Below are 19,100 nucleotides of genomic sequence, written 5' to 3' on the forward strand. Positions count from 1 at the left end.
CGGTCCTCGACTCGGCAATCGGGGCCCCCGACGACGGGGGCCCCGATTGCCGAGTCGAGGACCGAGCGCAGCGACGACCACCGAGACCGCGGCGACGGCCTGCGGGGTCGGGTTCGGGGTCGGCTCTCGGGGGATCCCGGGCTAGGCCCGGTCCGGCTCTCCCGCGCTCAGATCAGCGGTTCGACGATCTCGCGGCCCTCGGCGAGCAGTTCGTCGACCGCCTCGTCGCCGTCGGCCTCGGCGTACACCCGGAGCTTCGGCTCCGTCCCGGAGGGGCGCACGAGCAGCCACGAGCCGTTCTCCAAGAGGAGCTTGAAGCCGTCGAGCGTGACGACCTTCGCGACGGGCGACCCGCGGACCGACTCGGGGATGTGGTCCTCCAGCTCGTCGAGGACGCCTTCCTTCCGGTCGTCCGGGCAGTCGAGCGACACCTTCCCGGCCGCGATGTGGCCGTACTCGTCGAGGAGACGGTCGACGCGTTCGTCGAACGGCTCCGCGGCGTGGGTGCCCGCGGCGAGCAGCGACATCAACACGCCGTCCTTCTCCCTGACGTGCCCGCGGAGAGTGAACCCGCCGGACTCCTCGCCGCCGAACAGCGCGTCGTGCTCGCCCATCGCCTCGGCGACCCACTTGAACCCGACCGGGGTCTCGTACACCTGCTCGCCGTGCGCCTCCGCGATCCGGTCGATCAGGAACGTCGTGGAGACGGTGCGGACCGCGGGCCCGGCGTCGTCCTCCAAGAGGCGGTCGTAGCAGGCGGCGTAGAAGAGGTTCGCGTCGAGCACGCCGCGCTCGGGCGTGACGACCGCGATCCGGTCGGCGTCGCCGTCGTTGGCGACACCCAGGTCGACGTCGCTGTCGGGGTCGGTGACGCGGGCGGCCAGTTCCTCGAGGTGCTCGGCCGAGGGTTCGGGGGACTCGCCGCCGAAGGTCACGTCGCGCTCGCAGCGTAGGCGCCGGACCTCCGCGCCGGCGGACTCGAGGAGCGCGTCGGTGACGCCGCGGCCGCTCCCGTGCATCGCGTCGTACGCGACCGTGACCCCGTCGAGGTCCGCGCCGACGAGTTCGTGCGCCGCGTCGGCGTGCGCGCTCACGAGGTCGACGCGGGATATCTCGCCGCGCTCGTCCTCGGGGAGGAGGTCGGGCTCGGCGAGTCTGTCGACCACGTCCTCGGTGACGCCGGGGAGCGCGGGCGCGCCGTCGCTCGGGATGAACTTCACGCCGTTGTACTCGGGCGGGTTGTGGGAGGCGGTGACCATGCAGGCGCCGGCGAGTCCGCGGTCGACGATGGCGTACGCGATCACCGGGGTCGGCGTGTCGCGCTCGGGGAGAATCACGTCGAACCCGTTGCCGGCGAGCACCTCGGCGAGGCTCTCGGCGAACCCCTCCGAGGTCTCGCGGGCGTCGTAGCCGACCGCGACCGGTTCCTCGTGGCCCGCCGCGTCGAGGTGGTCGGCGATCGCCTGCCCGACGATCCGCACGCGCTCGTCGGTGAACACGTCGAGCGTCGCCCGCCAACCGTCAGTGCCGAATGCAATCTTATCCATGTCGACCACGTCGGCGGCCGGGACAATAATGCCCGGTGCCGCGCGCGAACCTTGCGGGGGCGAGCCGAGAGTAGACATTTATAAACGAGCGATGCGGTGGCGCGCCTCAGTGAGCGGCCCGGAGGGCCGCGAACAGCGAGGGACCGAAGATCCCTCTGGTCGCCGGCGCTTCGCGGCTGGGGCTTTACAAGCGTTCACCGACGATCGTTCAGCGGGCACGTATAGCCGAGCGGCTGGGGCTTTGCAAGCGTTCACCGACGATCTCCAATCAATTATTTATAAGTAACCGACAAGACAGCGCGTTCGGTCATCGGAATCAGCCCCGTTTTTTGTCGTTCGGCGCCGATTCCGACGTATGACCCGCATCGTCGCCGTCTCCGGCAGCCGGCGCGCGGACAGCACCACGCGGACCGCGCTGGAAGTCGCGCTCGACGGCGCGGCGGCCGCCGGCGCCGAGACCGGGATGATCGACCTCGGCGCGGTCGACCTCCCGCTGTACCACCCGGACGAGGACGCGCAGGGCGACAGCGAGGCGCTGAAGCGGCGGGTGCGCGAGGCCGACGGCGTGCTCGCGGGCACCCCGGTGTACCGCGGCTCCTACTCCTCGACGTTTAAGAACTTCCACGACTTCTGCGGCTCGACGGAGTACGAGAACACCGCGGTCGGGCTGCTGGCGACCGCCGGCGGCGGCTCCTACGGCGGGACGCTCGAACACCTCCGGTCGACGTTCCGGAACGTCCACGCGTGGACCGTCCCACACGAGGTCGGGATCCGCGGCGCCTCCTCGGTCGTCGACGAGGCGGGGATCGCGGACGACGAGGTCCGGGAGCGCACGGAGCGGCTCGGCCGAGTCGTCGTTGAGCACGCGGAGCGGCTCCGGGAGTAACGCGACCGCCGACCCGCCGCCCTTTTGACCGCCTCGCGCCTACGTCGCGCATGACCGAACCGGGTGACGACGACCGTGTCCGCTAACCGGAAGGGCGACCGCCGCGAGCGCGAACTGGTGAACGCCTTGGACGAGGCCGGTTTCGCCGTGATGCGCGCGCCCGCCAGCGGCGCCGCGACCGAACGGGAGCTCCCCGACGTGCTCGCCGGCGACGGCGAGACGTTCTACGCCGTCGAGGCGAAGTCGAGCGCCGGCGACCCGATCTACCTCACCGGTGAGGAGGTGGAGGCGCTGACCTTCTTCGCGCGGAACTTCGGCGCCAAGGCGCGGATCGCGGTGCGGTTCGACCGCGAGGACTGGTACTTCTTCCACCCGGGCGACCTCTACACCACCGACGCCGGCTCGTATCGCGTCAAGAAGGAGAAAGCGCTCGCCGACGGCACCGACTTCCCCGAGTTCGTCGGCGAGACGGAGAAGGTGACGCTCGGTGAGGTGGGCGGCGACGACGGCGACGAGGGGGTCGACCCCGAGCTCGAGGAGCGGCGCGAGATCCTGACGGCGGTTCGAGACGGTCACATGCCGGTCGAGGACGCGCTCGACGTGCTGTGAGCGTGTCTCGGCCGGACGTCAGTCGGACTCTGCCCTCGCGTCGCGGGCGTACTCCGTCAGGTCGTCGGCCAGCGTCTCCGCCTGCTCGGGAGTCAAGCGAACGCGGTCGGCGTGCGGGGTGACCCCGTCGACGCCGACCGTGTCCAGTTCGACGCTCAAGACGACGCAGTCCGGCGAGTCGTCCGCGACCGCGACGTCCACCACCCCGTCGAGCGACAGGGCCGTCTCGTGGGTCTCGATCCGGGCGGCGACGAGGTCGAGCGTCGTGTACGCGTTCACGGTCGTGATTCGGTTTGACATGGGATCGTGATCGGGTTCCGTCTCAGTCGTCGGCGGTCGGTTTGGTCCGACGCGGCTCCTCGGCGGCGACCTCGGCGGCGGTCGGCGCCAGCGCGACCGCGCACTGCTTGTAGTTCGGTTCGTTCGAGCGCGGGTCGGTGGCCGCCAGCGTCAGGTCGTTGGTCGCCCCGTTGTGGATCGGCAGCCAGACCGTTCCCGTCGGGACGGCCGTGTCGGCTGTGACGCGGACGGAAATCGAGCCGCGCCGGGAGACGAGACGCGCGATCGCGCCGGGTTCGATCGCCGTTTCCCCGACCGGATCCGACGACTCCGACGCGGACTCCGACGCCTCTTCCTCCGTTCTCGTCCCGTCGCTCGAGCGCTCGATCGTGGCCGGGTTCACCCGCGCGACGACCGCGGGGTCCGCCTCCCCGTCCCGCGACCGGACACCGGTGTTGTACCCGTCCGGCTCGCGGCCGGTGGTCAACACGAGCGGATACGACTCGTCGGTCGGTTCGGGGGCTTCGCCGTGCGTTCCGGTGGAGAACCGGGCGCGGCCGGAGGGCGTCCGAAACGACCAGCCGCCGCCGTCGTGGTAGCGGTACCCGCCTTCCGACTTCGCGGACGGAGCGGGCCAGCGGACGGCGCGCTCCTCCCGCAGCCGGTCGTACGAGACGCCGGAGAGGTCGGCGGCCGTGCCGGCGGTGAGCGCGGCGAGCTCGTCGAACACGGCGGCCGGCTCCGTCTCCGGGAACAGCCCGGGAGCGATCGCCTCTCCGACGGCCGTGATGACGTCCAGGTCGGTCCGCACGGCCGGCGCGAGGTCGGAGGCCGGACGGACCCGCGAGACGCGCCGTTCCATGTTCATCGCCGTGCCGTCCGACTCCCCCCACGTCGCCGCCGGGAGGACGACGTCCGCCAGTTCGGTGGTGTCGGTGTGGAACGCGTCCTGAACGACGAGGAACGTCTCCCGGAGGCGGTCGCGGGCGGCCGACGCGTCCGGCAGTCCCGCGGCCGGATTCGTCGCGACGGCCCACACGGCCTTGACGGGACCGCCGTCGATCGCCTCGCAGATACCGACCGGTCCCGGGCCCGAATCGTCCGGGAGGCGCTCGACGGACACGCCCCACGCCTCGGCGATCGTCCGCCGTTCGGCCGGGTCCTCGAACGAGCGCATCCCCGGCCACGACCCCTTCGACGAGCACACGCGGGTCCCCATGGAGTTGGCCTGTCCGGTCAGCGAGAAGGGGCCGCTTCCCGGGCCCATGTTTCCCGTGGCGAGGCAGAGGTCGATCAGGGCGCCGGCGGTGTCGGTCCCCTGGACGCTCTGGTTGACGCCCATTCCCCAGTAGACCAGCGTCGGATCCCCGAACGCGTCGGCGAGCGCGTCCACGGTCGCGAGGGAGACGCCCGCGGTCGCCGCGGCCGTCGCCGGGTCCGGTAGCGACTCCCGGACCGCCTCGAAGCCGGTCGTCGCCTCCTCGACGAACGCCTCGTCGACCTCGCCGCGCTCGATCGCTCGGGCGAGGACGGCGCGGGCCAGCGCGAGGTCCGTCCCCGGGTCGGGGGCGACGTGTCGGTCTCCCTGCTCCGCGGTCCGCGTCTCGACCGGGTCGACGACGATCAGCCGACTCCCGTCCTCGGTCGCGCTCTCGACTACCCACCGGAACAGCACGGGATGTGCCACCGCCGGATTCGCGCCCCAGACGACGTGGGTCGCCGCGTCCCCGATGTCGTCGTAGGTCGGCGGCGGCGCGTCGCTCCCGAACGCGTCGTTGTACGCGGCCACGGCGCTCGCCATACACAGCGTCGTGTTCGCGTCGTAGTGTCGCGTCCCGAAGCCGCCGCGGGCCAGTTTCCCCAGCGCGTAGGCGGCCTCGTTCGTCTGCTGGCCGCTTCCGAGGACCGCGAGGCCGTGGCGGTCCCGGTCGAGCACGTCGCGGAACTCGTCGACGACCCGGGAGAGCGCGACGTCCCACGTGGTGCGTCGCAGTTCGCCCTCCTGTCGGACGTACGGTCGCGTCAGCCACTCGCCGTCGGGGTTCTGCGTCTCGTCGATGCCGCGGGAACACGCGAGCCCGCGGTTCGTCGGGTGGGCGACGTCCCCCCGGACGCCGTCGATTCCGTACCCCGAGTCGACCCGTCCGGTGAGGTGGCCGCACCCGACCGCGCACCGCATGCAGGTGGTCGGGACGGGGTCGTTCACTCCCCACCCCGCGCCGTCCCGTCGACGTCGGTCGGTGCTGGCCCCTCGCCGTCGGCGAACGGGTACCACGACCGCTTCGCGTCGGTGAGACAGGGGTCCTCGTAGTCGGTCTCCTCGGGCTCGGCCAGTTCGACGAGCGCCTCCTCGCCGGTCGCCTCGACCCACTCACGGAACGTCTCTCCCTCCTCGCGCCCCGCCGCGAACGCGTTCAGGAGGTTCCGCAGCAGGCCGGGGACCTCGTCGGCCGGGACGCGCTGTCTGATCCACTCGACGAAGGAGGGCTCGGGGCCGATCCCGCCGCCGACGCCGACGTCGATGGCCTCGACCATCTCGCCGTCCTTCCGCGCTCGCATCCCCTGGAAGCCGATGTCGGCGGTCATCGCCTGGCCGCAGTCCGCCGTGCAGCCGGAGTAGTGGATCTTGATCTGCTCGACGTCGTCCGGGAGGTCGACGTTGGCGCGCAGCCAGCGGAGCATCGCCGCCGTCCTGGCCTTCGTCTCCGTCAGGGCCAGCGAGCAGAACTCCGTGCCCGTACACGCCATCGCGCCCCGCGTGAACACGCTCGGCTCGGGGCTGTGCGTCTCGAGCAGGTCGGCGTCGAGGAGTTCGTCCAGCTCAGATTCCGGCACGTCCAGGATGAGCGGGTTCTGCCGCCGGGTGAGCCGCATCTCACTAGAGCCGTGCGTCGCCGCGAGATCGGCCAGCCGGACCGTCTCGGCGGCGGTCAGCCGTCCGATCGGCACCGCCAGACCGACGTAGTAGTCGCCGTCGGTCTGCTCGTGGACGCCGACGTGATCGTGTTTCCCCTCGGACGGCGCCTTGCCGGCGTTGTACGTGTACTCGTCGCGGAGGTCCGCTCCCTCGCACCGGAGGTCGAAGTCGACGTACGACGCCTGCAGGCGGTCGCGAATTTTCTCCGTGCCCCACTCGTCGACGAAGAACCGACTCCGGTTGTTCTGTCGGTTCTCCCGGTTCCCGTTCTCGAAGTACAGTTCGACGAACCCCCTGACGACGTCGTACGCCTCGTCGGGCGTCACGAACACGTCGAGGCTCCGTGCCCGCCGGGGCTCCCGACCGCCGAGGCCGCCGCCGACGCGGACGTTGAACCCGCGCACGTCGTCGCCGTCGACCGCCTTCGCGGCGGGTTCGAGGCCGATCCCGTTGATCGAGTCCTGCGCGCACCCCTCGCGGCAGCCGGTCACGCTGATGTTGAACTTCCGGGGCATGTTCGCCAGGTCGTCGTCCGCGCGGAGCTTCGCCGTGATCTCGTCCAGGACCGGCTGCGCGTCGACGAACTCGTGTTTGTCGCGGCCGGCAACCGGACAGCCGGAGATGTTCCGCATCGTGTCGCCCCCCGAGGAGCGCGACGAGAGACCGACGCCTTCCAGTTTCTCCCAGACGGCCGGGATGTCTTCGAGCTTGAGCCAGTGGAGCTGGATCGACTGGCGGGTGGTGAGATCGATCCACGCGTCGCCGAACTCCGGATTCGACACCGGCCCCCTGGCGTACTCCGCGGCGACTTCGCCGACGGCGCGCAGCTGTTCGGCGGTGAGGAGGCCGTTCGCGTTCGCCAGCCGCAGCATGAAGTAGCTCTCCTGGCCGGAGCGCTGGTGGAAGACGCCCCAGAACTTGAACCGAGAGAACCACATGTCGCGTTCGTCTTCCGGGATCGACTCCCACCCCGCCTCCGCGAACTCGAGGATCTTCTCCCGGACCTCGTCGCCGTACATCCCGTCTTTCCACGTCTCCTTCTTGTTCGTCACGCAGCCTCACCCGAGTTGCCGATCCGAGCCTCGGCCAGTTCTTTTTCAAATGTTTGACGCATTTGTCTGGATATTACGTGGATATCGTGGCATAAAATGCTGTCTCTTTAATAAATACAGAAATTATGCGCTCGATCGCCACAGATCGGAATCCGGTCGATTCAGCCCAGATAATTTCGGCCGCTTCGGAGCGAATTTGTTATTCCCAAAGCGACTTCGCCCAGACGTTTCGGATCGGAACTATCTTCTCACAGCGGGATATTGGTTAAGGAACTTCAATCGATAGGGATGTGTTCCGCCGCGATCGCACGAAACACCCCAGATACCCGATATACGGTGGTTTTTGATTATAAACAATAGTTATCCGTCATACAGGCCACCGTGGACACAGTCGAAATGTTTCCGAACAACGATGTCCAGAGAAACGACGAACGATCAGTTCTGACGCCACCGGTCAGCGTATGAGCGACCGGAAACCGACCACCTGTATGCGGTGTGCGGTCGGGTGCGGCTACCGCCAGGAGGAGTCGACCGACGAGAGCCGCCTCGTCGACGTCTCCGGGGACCCGGACCACCCGACGACCGGCGGCCGCAACTGCCAGCGCGGGGTCAGCGAGACCGTCGACCCGGGCGCGGAGCGGCTGACGCGGCCGCTCATCCGTCGGGGCGGATCGCTCCGGCCGACGGACTGGGACACCGCGCTCGGCGTCGTGACGACGCGGCTCATCGAGGCCATTCGCCGGGACCCCGACAACGTCGCCGTGTTGGGGAGCGGGCAACAGACGAACGAGGCGGCGTATGCGCTCGGAAAGGTCGCCCGCGGCGCGTTCGGGACGCGACACTACGACGCGAACACGACCCTGTGTATGGCCTCGGCCGTCGCGGCGTACGCCCAGGCGTTCGGCAGCGACGCGCCCCCGCCGACCTACGACGACGTTCCGGCGGCGGAGACCCACGTCGTCTGGGGAGCGAACCCCGCCGTCGCGCATCCCGTGTTGCACTCGTGGATCGAGAACAGCGCCGCCGCGGGCGACGGCGAACTGATCGTCGTCGACCCGGTCGAGACGCGGACGGCGGCCGACGCCGACGTCCACGTCCGGCCGGAGCCCGGGACCGACCTCGCGCTGGCGCGGGCGGTGCTCGCGGGGGTCGTCGACGCCGGCGCGGTCGACGAGGCGTTCGTCGAGCGACACACGGAGGGGTTCGCGGCGACCGCCGAGTCGCTCCCCAGCGTCGACGACGCCGCGGCGGTCGCCGGCGTCTCGCCCGCACGCGTCCGGGAGATCGCCGACGCGTTCGGGGATCCGACGCTGGTCTACTGGGGGATGGGCGTCAACCAGAGCGTGCAGGGAACCGGTACCGCGCGGGCGCTGATCGACCTCTGCCTCGCCACGGGGAACATGGGGCCCGGGAGCGGCCCCTTCTCGCTGACCGGCCAGGCCAACTCCATGGGGAACCGCGTCTGCGCCTCGAAGCGGACCTGGCCGGGGTACCGCCCGTTCGACGACTCGTCCGCCCGGCGCGCCGTCGCCGACGCCTGGGACGTGCCGCTCGGCCGGCTCCCCGACTCCCCCGGTCCGGGCTTCGTGCGCATCGTCGACGAGCTCGCCCGCGACAACGTCGACGTCTGCTGGACGGTCGCGACGAATCCGGTCGCCGGAATGCCCGACGCGGGCCACGTCGAGCGCGCGCTCGACGACGCGTTCCTGATCGTCCAGGACGCGTTCCGATCCGACACCGTCGAGCTGGCGGACGTCGTCCTCCCGGCGGCGACGTGGGGGGAGTCCGAGGGGACGACGACGAACATGGAACGGCGCGTCTCGCGGGTCACCGCGGTGACCGATCCGCCGGGAGACGCCCGCCAGGACCTCGACATCATCGCGGCGGTCGGCGACCGGATCCACTCCGGTCTGTTCGACGACCCGCCGCTGGACCCGGCCGCGGTGTTCGACGAGATCCGCGACCTCACCGCCGGCACGACGGCCGACCTGTCCGGGATCTCCTACGACCGGCTCGCGTCGGAGCTGGCGGTCCGCTGGCCCGCCCCGACCGCCGACGCGGAGGGCGGCTACCGGTACCGCGACGACGGCGACTGGTCGTTCGACACGGCGTCGGGTCGCGCGCGGTTCTCGACGGTCGCGCACAGCGAGGTCCCCGAACCGGTCGACGGGGAGTACCCGCTCACGCTGACGACGGGGCGGGCCGACGGCGTCTACAACACGGGCGTCCGGACGGGAGACGACGACGGGAACGGCCGTCCGACGGCGCGGATCCACCCGGAGACGATCGCTCGACACCTGGCGGCGTTCGACCGGGGGGAGACGGTGATCGCGTCCCGCCGGTCCGCGGTTCGAGTCGCGGTCAGCCCGAATGACGACGTTCCACCCGGTATGGTCTGGCTGCCGATTCACTACGGGGCGATAAACGAGCTCACGCTGTCCGCGGTCGACCCGGACTCCGCCGAACCGAACTTCAAGCAGTGCGCGGTGCGGATCTCGGCTCCCGACCGACGGGAGCGACGCGACTACGAGGCGGTCGCCGCCGAGTGATCCGCGGCCGGCGTTTTCCGGACGCGCCCCGTCTGCGTCGAGGACGGCGTTCCCTCGACGCGATCCTTAGACCATATAATGAACAACAATTTGGTATATTATTTTGTTTCATCAGTTCTATCGGGCGTATTAGCTCAGTAATAAAAATTCTGTAACCAGGTAGTGAAATAAATATATCTCGAGCCGCGGATTGCGCTATTACTCATTCCATCGTGGATTAACGGACGTATGTTCATCAGTTATCTTTTCAACCCCTAGTTCGTGTGCCTTCAACGTGAATAAACTCAGATACGGAATCTCACGAGCGGTTGAGTGTGAGGAACCAACACTCGGAGCGGGACGCTCGCACGCGTGGGCGGTCATCCGGCCATTGTCGTCGGCTCCGAGGACGGCCGGGCCGGATCGGCGGGTGACGGGTAGCTCTCAGGGGTGGTACGCGTGAACAGTCCGATCCGGATGACGAAGTACCGGACGCTGCTGCTCGCGACGGTCGGGTTCAACTTCTCGTTCCTGATCTGGTTCTCGTTCGCGCCCTTCACGGGACCGATGGCCGAGGAGTTCGGGCTGTCGCTGGCCGATATCGGCGTCCTGGCGAGCGCGGCGATCTGGCTGGCGCCGTTCGGCCGGATCCTCACCGGGTGGCTCTCGGACCGGTTCGGGGCGCCGACGATCTTCGCCATCGTCTTGGCGTACGTCGGCGTCTTCTCGATCTGGAGCGCGTTCGCCGAGTCGTACGCGACGTTCTTCGTCACGCGGCTGATCGTCGCCACGGCGGGGATCACGTTCGTGATCGGGATCCAGCACGTCTCCGAGTGGTTCGACGCGGCGGAGCTCGGAACCGCCGAGGGGATCTACGCCGGGGTCGGCAACGCCGGCGCGGCCGGCGGGGCGCTCGTGCTCCCGAGGGTGTTCTCCTCCGGGTGGAGCGGGCCGATCTTCGACACGAACTGGCGCGCCGCGTTCTTCTACACCGGCGTGGTGTCGATCCTGCTGGCGGGCGTCTACTACGCGTTCGGCGAGGCCGCCAAGAGCAGCGAGAAGCGCGCGGCGACGAAGGAGAAGGCCGGGCTGAGAGAGTGGATCTTCACCGCCACTAGGTACGGAACGGTGGTCCTGGCGCTCGCGTACGTGATGACGTTCGGGCTCGAACTCTCGATGAACGGCTGGCTGGCCACCTACTACCGCGAGGGGTTCGACACGCAGAACCTCGTGTTGGCGTCGACGTTCGCCGCGACGTTCTCGGTCGCCGCCGGGCTGCTGCGGCCGATCGGCGGGTACGTCAGCGACCGGCTGGCTCGAGCCGAACGGGATATCATCCCGCTCTTCGCGGGTCGCTACCGCGAGCAGTGGACGTTCGTCTCGCTGTGTTTCGTCGTCCTCGCGATGTTCGGGATGACGCTCGCCGGCCTCTCCGGCCGGGTGCTCGTCGCCGTGGGCGCCGGCTTCCTCGTCGGCATGGGCTGTGCGTTCTCCGAGGGCGCCATCTTCGCGCAGGTGCCCGCGATGTTCCCGGACAGCTCCGGCGCGGTGGCCGGCGTCGTCGGCGGCGTCGGCACGGTCGGCGGGATCGTCTACCCGCTGGTGTACGCGGCCCCGTTCCTCCCGACCCTCCACACCGGCTACGCGGTCGTCGGCGTGTCGATGGTCCCGATCGTCCTGCTGGCGGCGTGGGTGTTCCAGCCGCGGATCGCCGAACGGGCGACTGACGACGGGTTGGTGACCGGGAGCGACGGGGCGCCGGTCGCCGACGACTGACGGAGCGGCTCGGGACCCCCTCGCTTATCCCTCGCGGCGCCGAACTCCCACGCGAATGAGCGAGGAGTTCGTCCTGTTAGAGCCCGACGAGCAGCCCGGCGACGAGTGGGAGCAGCTGGACGTCTCCGACACGGAGGCGGACCGGATCGCCCTCCGACAGGACCGGGAGTTCGACGAGTTCCGCAAGCGGATCAAGGACACCGAGCAGTTCAAGCTCCAGGAGTCGGTGTTCGACGACGCGACGCTGGCGGCCATCTACAAGCTCGTGCAGGACGGCTACGTCGACGCCTTCGGCGGGCCGGTGTCGACCGGGAAGGAGGCGAGCGTCTTCGAGGCGCTCGGCGGGCAGGCGGGCGAGCGACCGGAGCCCGGCTCCGCGGCCGCGGGCGGCGGTCCGGAGGGCGTCACGCCGGAGCGCGAGGTCGCCGTGAAGGTGTACCGGATCAACTCCTCGAACTTCCGGCAGATGCGCGACTACCTCGAGGGCGACCCGCGGTTCGAGGGGATCGCGAGCGACAAGAAGGCGGTCGTGCTGGCGTGGACCCGCAAGGAGTTCGCGAACCTCGAGCGCGCGCGGAAGGCGGGCGTGCGTGTCCCCGAACCGATCGCGGTTCAGCGGAACGTCCTCGTGATGGAGCTGGTCGGCCACGCCGAGGACCGCGCCCGGCGGCTGAACGAGGTCGACGTGGAGAACCCCGAGACCGCCTACGAGGTCGTCCGCGAATACATGCGCCGGCTCTACCGGGCCGGCCTGATCCACGGCGACCTCTCGGAGTACAACATGATCATCCACGACGGCGAGCTGGTGATCATCGACCTCGGGCAGGCGGTGACCGTCCACCACCCGAACGCGGGCGAGTTCCTCCAGCGGGACTGCGAGAACGTGGCGACGTTCTTCACCCGGCAGGGGATCGACGTCGACCCCGACGACCTCCGGTCGTACGTGACGGAACCGGAGGCCGACCCGAGCGGGGAGTCGGGCGAGTGAATCGCGACGGTATCGGTCTCAAGCGGCCGAAGACCCCGTCACGCGACCGCACACCCGGAGCCGGCGGACACGCTTAAAAGGCTTCGCCGGGTATTCCGACGTATGCAACACGTGACGGTTCCGCAGGACCGTATCGGCGTCGTCATCGGCGCCGGCGGCGAGACGATGCGGGAGATCGAAGAGCGGGCGAACGTGCGGCTGGACGTCGACTCGGAGTCGGGCAGCGTCGCCATCGAGGAGCGCGACGACCCCGTCGCCGCGATGGTCGCGCCGGACGTGATCAAGGCGATCGGACGGGGGTTCACGCCGGAGACGGCGCTGTCGATCCTCGACCACGACCTCCGGACGCTCGACCTGATCGACCTCTCCGAGCACACTCGCAACGATAACGACCTCCAGCGCAAGAAGGGCCGGATCATCGGCGAGAACGGTCGCACGCGCGAGTTGCTGGAGGAGCTATCGGGCGCGAACGTCGTCGTCTACGGCTCGACCGTGGGCGCCGTCGGCCAGCCCGAGGAGCTGGAAGTGGTTCGCCGGGCGGTCGGGATGCTGTTGGACGGGGCCCCGCACGGCGCGGTGTACTCGTACTTAGAGCGGATGTCGAACGAGCTCGACGACGACGTGAGCTTCAACGCGCCGCAATAACTGTGAGTTAGCCCCGGCGTTGTCGGCTCAGTCGTTCGCTTATCGGAGACTGTTTCTGCGTCAGCAGCGACCGCCGCCGAAGCCGCCGCCTCCCTCGCACCGACGGGTCGCGGCCCGACAGGCCGCTCACCGGAACGCGCCACCGCAGTCCGTGTATACACGATCGCGCCCCGACGCTCGATCTGTCGTTCTATATAAACACCCGTGATAACGAGCCACATGCCGGAGGAATACCGCCCACCGTGTTGCGGTTTCGCACGACCTGAACGAAGGGTTTATATAGAATCACAAACAATCAAAGGTTGTAATGTCACAGCGCCAGCGGATGGGCAATCAGCCCATGATCGTACTTTCTGAGGAGTCGCAGCGAACTTCCGGAAAGGACGCGCAGAACATGAATATCACGGCCGGCAAGGCGGTCGCGGAGTCCGTCCGCACCACGCTCGGCCCGAAAGGGATGGACAAGATGCTCGTCGACTCCGGCGGGTCCGTCGTCGTCACGAACGACGGCGTCACCATCCTGAAGGAGATGGACATCGACCACCCGGCGGCCAACATGATCGTCGAGGTCTCCGAGACGCAGGAGGAGGAGGTCGGCGACGGCACCACCTCCGCGGTCGTGGTCGCCGGTGAGCTCCTCGATCAGGCCGAGGAGCTCCTCGACCAGGACATCCACGCGACGACCCTCGCGCAGGGGTACCGTCAGGCCGCCGAGAAGGCCAAGGAGATCCTCGAGGAGGACGCCATCGAAGTCTCCGAGGACGACTACGACACGCTCGTCGAGATCGCCGAGACGGCGATGACGGGCAAGGGCGCGGAGAACTCCAAGGACCTCCTCGCCGAGCTCGTCGTCGACTCCGTCCTCGCGGTCAAGGACGACGACGGCATCGACACGGAGAACGTCTCCGTCGAGAAGGTCGTCGGCAGCTCGATCGACCAGTCCGAGCTCGTCGAGGGCGTCATCGTCGACAAGGAGCGCGTCGACGAGAACATGCCCTTCGCCGTCGAGGACGCGGACGTGGCGCTGTTCGACGGCGCCATCGAAGTGAAGGAGACGGAGATCGACGCCGAGGTCAACGTCACCGACCCCGACCAGCTCCAGCAGTTCCTCGACCAGGAGGAAGAGCAGCTCCGCGAGATGGTCGACCACTTCGTCGACATCGGCGCCGACGTCGTCTTCGTCGGTGACGGCATCGACGACATGGCCCAGCACTACCTCGCGCAGGAGGGCATCCTCGCCGTCCGCCGCGCGAAGTCCGGCGACCTGAATCGCCTCGCCCGCGCGACCGGCGGCCGCGTCGTCTCCAACCTCGAGGACATCGAGTCGGACGACCTCGGCTTCGCCGGCTCCGTCGCCCAGAAGGACATCGGCGGCGACGAGCGCATCTTCGTCGAGGACGTCGAAGAGGCGAAGTCCGTCACGCTCATCCTCCGCGGCGGCACCGAACACGTCGTCGACGAGGTCGAGCGCGCCATCGAGGACTCGCTCGGCGTCGTCCGCACGACGCTGCTCGACGGGCAGGTCCTGCCCGGCGGCGGCGCCCCCGAGGCCGAGCTCGCGCTGCAGCTCCGCGACTTCGCCGACTCCGTCGGCGGCCGCGAGCAGCTCGCCGTCGAGGCGTTCGCCGACGCGCTGGAAGTCGTTCCGCGCACGCTCGCCGAGAACGCTGGTCTCGACCCCATCGACTCGCTCGTCGACCTCCGCTCCCGGCACGACGCCGGCGAGTTCGGCGCCGGTCTCGACGCCTACACGGGCGACGTGATCGACATGGAGGCCGAGGGCGTCGTGGAGCCGCTCCGCGTCAAGACCCAGGCCATCGAGTCCGCCACCGAGGCGGCCGTCATGATCCTGCGCATCGACGACGTCATCGCGGCCGGCGACCTCAAGGGCGGCGGCACCGACGACGGCGGCGACGAGGGCGGCCCCGGCGGCGCGCCCGGCGGCATGGGCGGCGGCATGGGCGGCATGGGCGGCATGGGCGGCGCGATGTAAGCGAGGTTCTGAAAGAACCTCGATACCGAGCGGGGAGCGAGCGAGGTCGACCGCAGGGAGACCTCGAAGCGAACGGGGCGAGTCGCCCCGTGAGCGCACGCGACCCGCGAGGTGTGAAGTTCGGCGAGAACTCACGCGCCACATCCGTTCCGACCTGACGCCGACGCCGTATCGCCCCCCGACCGTCGCGCGCCCTCGCGGGCCTCGACGACACGCGTTTTTTATCGAGACGACCGAGCGCCGAGCCGGCGGCTCGCCGTTCGCGGCGTCGGCCGGTCGCACCGCCGAGCGCTCCGCGCAGTCGCTCTGCCGAGCGCCCCGAGCGGTCACCCCGCCGACACGACGATAACACCGGTGTCACCACCCGACACGAGGGTTCGCGAGCCGTTAAGTGTCGGCCGCGCCTCGAATGGAACACGAGACGGACCCCGGCCGCTCTCGACGTGGACTCGGCCACGGAGCGGCGCACCGCGGTCCCGATTCGCGTTCACTTCACCATGCCACAACAGAAAGCCGACTACGCAGACGACACGGCGATCGACGACGCGCTCGACCGACTCCCCGACGACGAGACCGTCGAAGCGGCGGTGGCGAACCTCGAGGCCAACGGGTTCGAGGTCGTCGTCGTCGACTCCGCCGACGAGGCGCTGGAGGCGGTCGAAGCGCGGATCCCCGCGGGCGCGTCGGTGATGAACGGTCACTCGACGACGCTGGAGGAGATCGGCTTCGACGAGCTCCTGAGCGACGGCGATCACGACTGGGAGAGCCTCCCGGACGAGATCTGGGGCATCGACGACGACGCCGAGCGACAGGCCGCGCGCCGGACGGCCCAGACCGCGGACTACTTCCTCGGCGGGATCAACGCGATCGCGGAGACGGGCGAACTCGTCGCCGCCGACCTCTCCGGCAGCCGGATCGGCGCGTACCCGTTCGCCGCCGGCAACGTCGTCATCGTCAGCGGCGCGAACAAGATCGTCCCCACGCTCGACGACGCCCTCGACCGGCTGGAGTCGGTCGCGTACCCGCTGGAGAACGAGCGCGCGCAGGAGGCGTACGGCGTCGAGTCGTCGATCGCGAAACAGCTCATCTACCGGCAGGAGCCCGAGGAGGACCGGACGACGGTCGTCCTCGTGCGCGAGCGGCTCGGGTACTGAACCGGGTAACGCCGACGATACCGACACACGCTCTGTTTTCCCTTTCGACGCCAGCGAGCGGCGCCGTCGCTCGCCATATTGCTCGCGGCGGTACAGCGGGCCGGGAGGGATTCGAACCCCACTCGCACGGTCGCCTCGCTCTGCTCGGCGCTGCGTGCTCCCTGGTTCGAATCCCGCTGGCGTTTTCACTGCTCCCGTTGGTCGCAGGAAAACGGGCCGGGAGGGATTCGAACCCCCGACCGTCCGGTTAAAAGCCGGACGCTCTCCCTAACTGAGCTACCGGCCCAGACACGGATCGGTAGGGACAGACCACGGATAAACGTTTAGAAACCACCCGCGGCGGGCCCGCCGAAACGCCGTCGTCCGCCGGATCCGAAACGGTTTCACGGGCGCCGCCGTCGCCGCGAGCATGGACTTCGACATGCGCGGGTTCGCCGCCGACCTCTGTGGGTTCGCCTCCACCGCCGGCGAGGAGGCGGCCGCGGCCGACTTCGTCGAGGAGCGGCTCGGCGACCTCGGCTTCGAGACGTACGCGTGGGACGCCGACGCCGACCTCCTCGCGGGGCACCCCTCCTTCCCGGACGACCTCGACGAGGCGGACGTGACGGGACGCCGGAGCGTCGGGGGCGTGCTCGAACTCGGCGGGGCGAGCGAGAATGACGTCGACGACGACCCCGTCCCCACGGTCGTGCTGAACGGCCACATCGACGTGGTCCCGGCCGAGCCCGCGGAGTGGTCGAGCGACCCCTTCGAACCGGAGTGGGGCGGTGGCGGTGATGGAGGTGGTGCCGACGGCGGCGACGGCGGCGACGAGACCCTCACCGCTCGCGGCGCGGCGGACATGAAATCGGGGGTCGCGGCCTGTGTGGGCGCGGCGCTCGACGTCCGGGAGTCGGTCGCGGCCGGAGAAGTCGATCTCCCGGAGAGCGGGCTCCGCGTCGTCGTCGAGGCGGTCGCGGGCGAGGAGGACGGCGGGTACGGCGCGGCGACCGCGGCGCTCGCGAACCCGTACCCCTTCGAGCGCGACGCGGCGATCGTCGCGGAGCCGACCGAGCTGCGCCCCGTGATCGCCACCGAGGGGTCGCTGATGGCGCGGCTGGAGCTGAGCGGCCGGAGCGCGCACGCCGCCACGCGCTGGCGCGGCGAGGACGTCCTCCCGCGGTTCGAGGCGATCCGGGAGGCGTTCATGGACCTCGAGACGGAGCGCGGCGAGTCGGTGACCCACCCCCTGTACGCGGAGTTCCCGGTGCCGTGGCCGGTGGTCTGCGGGCGGGTCGAGGCCGGGTCGTGGGCGTCGACGGTGCCGGCGACGCTCGCCGCCGAGTTCCGGATCGGGGTCGCGCCGGGCGAGAGGGTCGACGAGGTGGAGGCGGCGTTCCGCGCGCGGTTGGACGAGGTCGTCGCCGAGGACCCGTGGCTGCGCGAGCGTCCGCCGACGTTCGAGCGGTTCTCGGTGCAGTTCGAGGCGAGCGAGGTCGCCGTCGACGAGCCGGTCGTCGAGGCCGCACGGGCGGGGCTCGTCGACGCCGGCCTCCCGGACCCCGAGCCGACCGGCGCGACGTACGGCGCCGACTCCAGACACTACGTCGCGGCGGGGATCCCGACCGTGTTGCTGGGGCCGGGGACGGTCGCGGAGGCGCACTACCCGGACGAGACGATCGCGTGGGAGGAGGTCGAGCGCGGGCGGGAAGCGATCGCGGCCGCAGTCGGCCGGTTCGCGGAAGGCTACTCGGACGCGCCGGCGAAGTAGCCGTCGAGCGCTTCGGCGACGAGCGCCCCGGGTTCGAGGTTGCGGTTCGAGGCGCGGCGCCGGAGATCCACGTACGTGTCGAGGGGCAAGCGGACGCCGAGAGAGCCGAGTTCGAACCCGGCCTCGCGGACCGCGGCCTCGACGTCGGACCCGTCGTTGACGGCGGAGGCGATCGAGCGCACCTCGCGGACCGTGAGCCCGCCGTCGATGGTCGCCCACGCGAGGAGGTAGCGGTCGGTGCCGCCCAGGCGCGCGACGTGCTTGGCCGCGCTCGGGGCTATCCGACCGCCGGCGACCTGGCGGCGGATCGCCTGCGGGAGGTCGTGGACGCGGGCCCACTTCCGGATGAACGCCACGGAGACGCCGTCGCCCGCGCGCTCGGCCGCCGCCTTGTACGAGCCGACGCCGCGGACGAGCGCCGCGCACGCGGCCGCCCCGCGCAGCATCAGGACGTTGTCCTCGTCGCCGACGTCGCCGGCCGCGAAGCGGGCCACCGTCTCGGCCGCCTCGGCCACGCTGTCGGGGTCGTCGGGGTCGAAGCCGACCGCCTCCGCGGCCCGCTCGCCCGTCACCTCGGGGTCGGCCCGGACGACGGGCTCGCCGACGGGAGAGCGGCGGTCTGCGCGAGAGTCCTCGTTCATACCACATTCTTCGGACGTACGCACATAAGCGACCGGCACCGGGGCAGGATTCGCTCGCGACCGGGACGGGCCGCGAGGAACCGTGGACGGTCGGCAGTGGCCCGGAGCGAGTGACGAAGCCGAGACGGCGACGTGATATATAAAAAGGTCGCGAGGTGTCGTCACAGCCATTTATAAACGAGCGGTGGCGCGTGCCGATGAGCGGCCGTCAGGCCGCGAATCGCACGCGCGAGGGAGTCGCTGGCTCCCGGAGCGAAGCGGAGGGTGCCAGCGACGAGGCTGGGGAGGCGTGAGGCTGCGGTGCGGTTGCGGGCGGGCGGGACTCAAAGGGGCAG

Annotated in this window: 14 protein-coding genes and 1 tRNA gene; 9 read left to right on the forward strand and 6 right to left on the reverse strand. The window is 69.9% G+C overall.

Translation table 11 applies throughout. The features are described 5' to 3' along the window. Positions 1-167: 167 nt before the first annotated feature. Complete coding sequence (locus tag DJ74_RS09370) at positions 168-1,547, reverse strand: phosphoglucomutase/phosphomannomutase family protein (protein ID WP_094527081.1); 1,380 nt, start codon at positions 1,545-1,547, stop codon at positions 168-170. A 355-nt stretch (positions 1,548-1,902) separates the two neighbouring features. On the opposite strand from DJ74_RS09370, the gene DJ74_RS09375 reads away from it, so the two are divergent. Both DJ74_RS09375 and hjc read left to right on the forward strand, forming a co-directional pair. Then, positions 1,903-2,433, forward strand: a complete 531-nt coding sequence (locus DJ74_RS09375) for an NADPH-dependent FMN reductase (RefSeq protein WP_094527082.1) — start codon at positions 1,903-1,905, stop codon at positions 2,431-2,433. Between the two features lie 63 nt (positions 2,434-2,496). Beyond that, the gene (gene hjc, locus DJ74_RS09380) at positions 2,497-3,042 is read left to right on the forward strand and encodes a Holliday junction resolvase Hjc (RefSeq protein WP_094527083.1); all 546 of its coding nucleotides are present in this window, start codon (positions 2,497-2,499) and stop codon (positions 3,040-3,042) included. 18 nt (positions 3,043-3,060) lie between these two features. On the opposite strand, the gene DJ74_RS09385 is transcribed toward hjc, so the two are convergent. Genes DJ74_RS09385 through DJ74_RS09395 form a run of 3 tightly spaced genes read right to left on the reverse strand, consistent with a single transcriptional unit; the run spans position 3,061 to position 7,290 of the window. Then, positions 3,061-3,342 carry a DUF6360 family protein gene (locus tag DJ74_RS09385; RefSeq protein WP_094527084.1) on the reverse strand — a complete coding sequence of 94 codons (282 nt, stop codon included), beginning with the start codon at positions 3,340-3,342 and terminating at the stop codon, positions 3,061-3,063. Between the two features lie 22 nt (positions 3,343-3,364). Next, positions 3,365-5,500: an assimilatory nitrate reductase NasA gene (gene nasA / locus DJ74_RS09390; protein ID WP_094527089.1), complete on the reverse strand. Its 2,136-nt coding sequence runs from the start codon at positions 5,498-5,500 to the stop codon at positions 3,365-3,367. 23 nt (positions 5,501-5,523) lie between these two features. Beyond that, positions 5,524-7,290, reverse strand: a complete 1,767-nt coding sequence (locus DJ74_RS09395) for a nitrite/sulfite reductase (RefSeq protein WP_094527085.1) — start codon at positions 7,288-7,290, stop codon at positions 5,524-5,526. A gap of 461 nt (positions 7,291-7,751) precedes the next feature. Between DJ74_RS09395 and nasA (DJ74_RS09400) the strand changes: the two genes are divergently transcribed. From nasA (DJ74_RS09400) to DJ74_RS09425, 6 genes are all read left to right on the forward strand, one after another. Then, complete coding sequence (nasA, locus tag DJ74_RS09400; protein ID WP_094527086.1) at positions 7,752-9,839, forward strand: assimilatory nitrate reductase NasA; 2,088 nt, start codon at positions 7,752-7,754, stop codon at positions 9,837-9,839. A gap of 456 nt (positions 9,840-10,295) precedes the next feature. Continuing rightward, complete coding sequence (locus tag DJ74_RS09405) at positions 10,296-11,594, forward strand: MFS transporter (protein WP_094527087.1); 1,299 nt, start codon at positions 10,296-10,298, stop codon at positions 11,592-11,594. A gap of 55 nt (positions 11,595-11,649) precedes the next feature. After that, a complete protein-coding gene (rio1, locus tag DJ74_RS09410) occupies positions 11,650-12,582 on the forward strand; it encodes a serine/threonine-protein kinase Rio1 (protein WP_094522047.1) in 933 nt (310 codons plus the stop codon). Positions 12,583-12,684: 102 nt separating this feature from the next. Further along, a complete protein-coding gene (locus tag DJ74_RS09415) occupies positions 12,685-13,227 on the forward strand; it encodes a KH domain-containing protein (protein ID WP_049983967.1) in 543 nt (180 codons plus the stop codon). A gap of 340 nt (positions 13,228-13,567) precedes the next feature. Beyond that, positions 13,568-15,220, forward strand: coding sequence for a thermosome subunit alpha (thsA, locus tag DJ74_RS09420; protein WP_094522046.1), 1,653 nt, complete (start codon positions 13,568-13,570; stop codon positions 15,218-15,220). Between the two features lie 497 nt (positions 15,221-15,717). Next, a complete protein-coding gene (locus DJ74_RS09425; protein WP_094527090.1) occupies positions 15,718-16,374 on the forward strand; it encodes a lactate utilization protein in 657 nt (218 codons plus the stop codon). A 212-nt stretch (positions 16,375-16,586) separates the two neighbouring features. Here the strand turns inward: DJ74_RS09425 and DJ74_RS09430 are convergent. Beyond that, positions 16,587-16,660, reverse strand: a tRNA-Lys gene (locus DJ74_RS09430). Between the two features lie 123 nt (positions 16,661-16,783). On the opposite strand from DJ74_RS09430, the gene DJ74_RS09435 reads away from it, so the two are divergent. Continuing rightward, entirely contained in the window at positions 16,784-18,124 is a 1,341-nt protein-coding gene (locus DJ74_RS09435; protein ID WP_094527088.1) for a M20/M25/M40 family metallo-hydrolase, read from the forward strand. On the opposite strand, the gene DJ74_RS09440 is transcribed toward DJ74_RS09435, so the two are convergent. Continuing rightward, complete coding sequence (locus DJ74_RS09440; RefSeq protein WP_094522044.1) at positions 18,100-18,765, reverse strand: hypothetical protein; 666 nt, start codon at positions 18,763-18,765, stop codon at positions 18,100-18,102. The genes DJ74_RS09435 and DJ74_RS09440 overlap by 25 nt on opposite strands. Positions 18,766-19,100: the final 335 nt, after the last annotated feature.

It is taken from the genome of Halorubrum sp. Ea8 (assembly GCF_002252925.1).
Lineage (GTDB): Archaea > Halobacteriota > Halobacteria > Halobacteriales > Haloferacaceae > Halorubrum.

What these genes read in the sequence shown, in the direction of transcription:
- thsA (WP_094522046.1), top strand. Translation starts at nt 13,568, where the DNA reads ATGATCGTACTTTCTGAGGAGTCGCAGCGAACTTCCGGAAAGGACGCG.
- DJ74_RS09405 (WP_094527087.1), top strand. Translation starts at nt 10,296, where the DNA reads ATGACGAAGTACCGGACGCTGCTGCTCGCGACGGTCGGGTTCAACTTC.
- nasA (WP_094527086.1), top strand. Translation starts at nt 7,752, where the DNA reads ATGAGCGACCGGAAACCGACCACCTGTATGCGGTGTGCGGTCGGGTGC.
- DJ74_RS09370 (WP_094527081.1), bottom strand. Translation starts at nt 1,547, where the DNA reads ATGGATAAGATTGCATTCGGCACTGACGGTTGGCGGGCGACGCTCGAC.
- DJ74_RS09415 (WP_049983967.1), top strand. Translation starts at nt 12,685, where the DNA reads ATGCAACACGTGACGGTTCCGCAGGACCGTATCGGCGTCGTCATCGGC.
- DJ74_RS09425 (WP_094527090.1), top strand. Translation starts at nt 15,718, where the DNA reads ATGCCACAACAGAAAGCCGACTACGCAGACGACACGGCGATCGACGAC.
- DJ74_RS09375 (WP_094527082.1), top strand. Translation starts at nt 1,903, where the DNA reads ATGACCCGCATCGTCGCCGTCTCCGGCAGCCGGCGCGCGGACAGCACC.
- DJ74_RS09440 (WP_094522044.1), bottom strand. Translation starts at nt 18,765, where the DNA reads ATGAACGAGGACTCTCGCGCAGACCGCCGCTCTCCCGTCGGCGAGCCC.
- rio1 (WP_094522047.1), top strand. Translation starts at nt 11,650, where the DNA reads ATGAGCGAGGAGTTCGTCCTGTTAGAGCCCGACGAGCAGCCCGGCGAC.
- DJ74_RS09435 (WP_094527088.1), top strand. Translation starts at nt 16,784, where the DNA reads ATGGACTTCGACATGCGCGGGTTCGCCGCCGACCTCTGTGGGTTCGCC.
- nasA (WP_094527089.1), bottom strand. Translation starts at nt 5,500, where the DNA reads ATGCGGTGCGCGGTCGGGTGCGGCCACCTCACCGGACGGGTCGACTCG.
- DJ74_RS09385 (WP_094527084.1), bottom strand. Translation starts at nt 3,342, where the DNA reads ATGTCAAACCGAATCACGACCGTGAACGCGTACACGACGCTCGACCTC.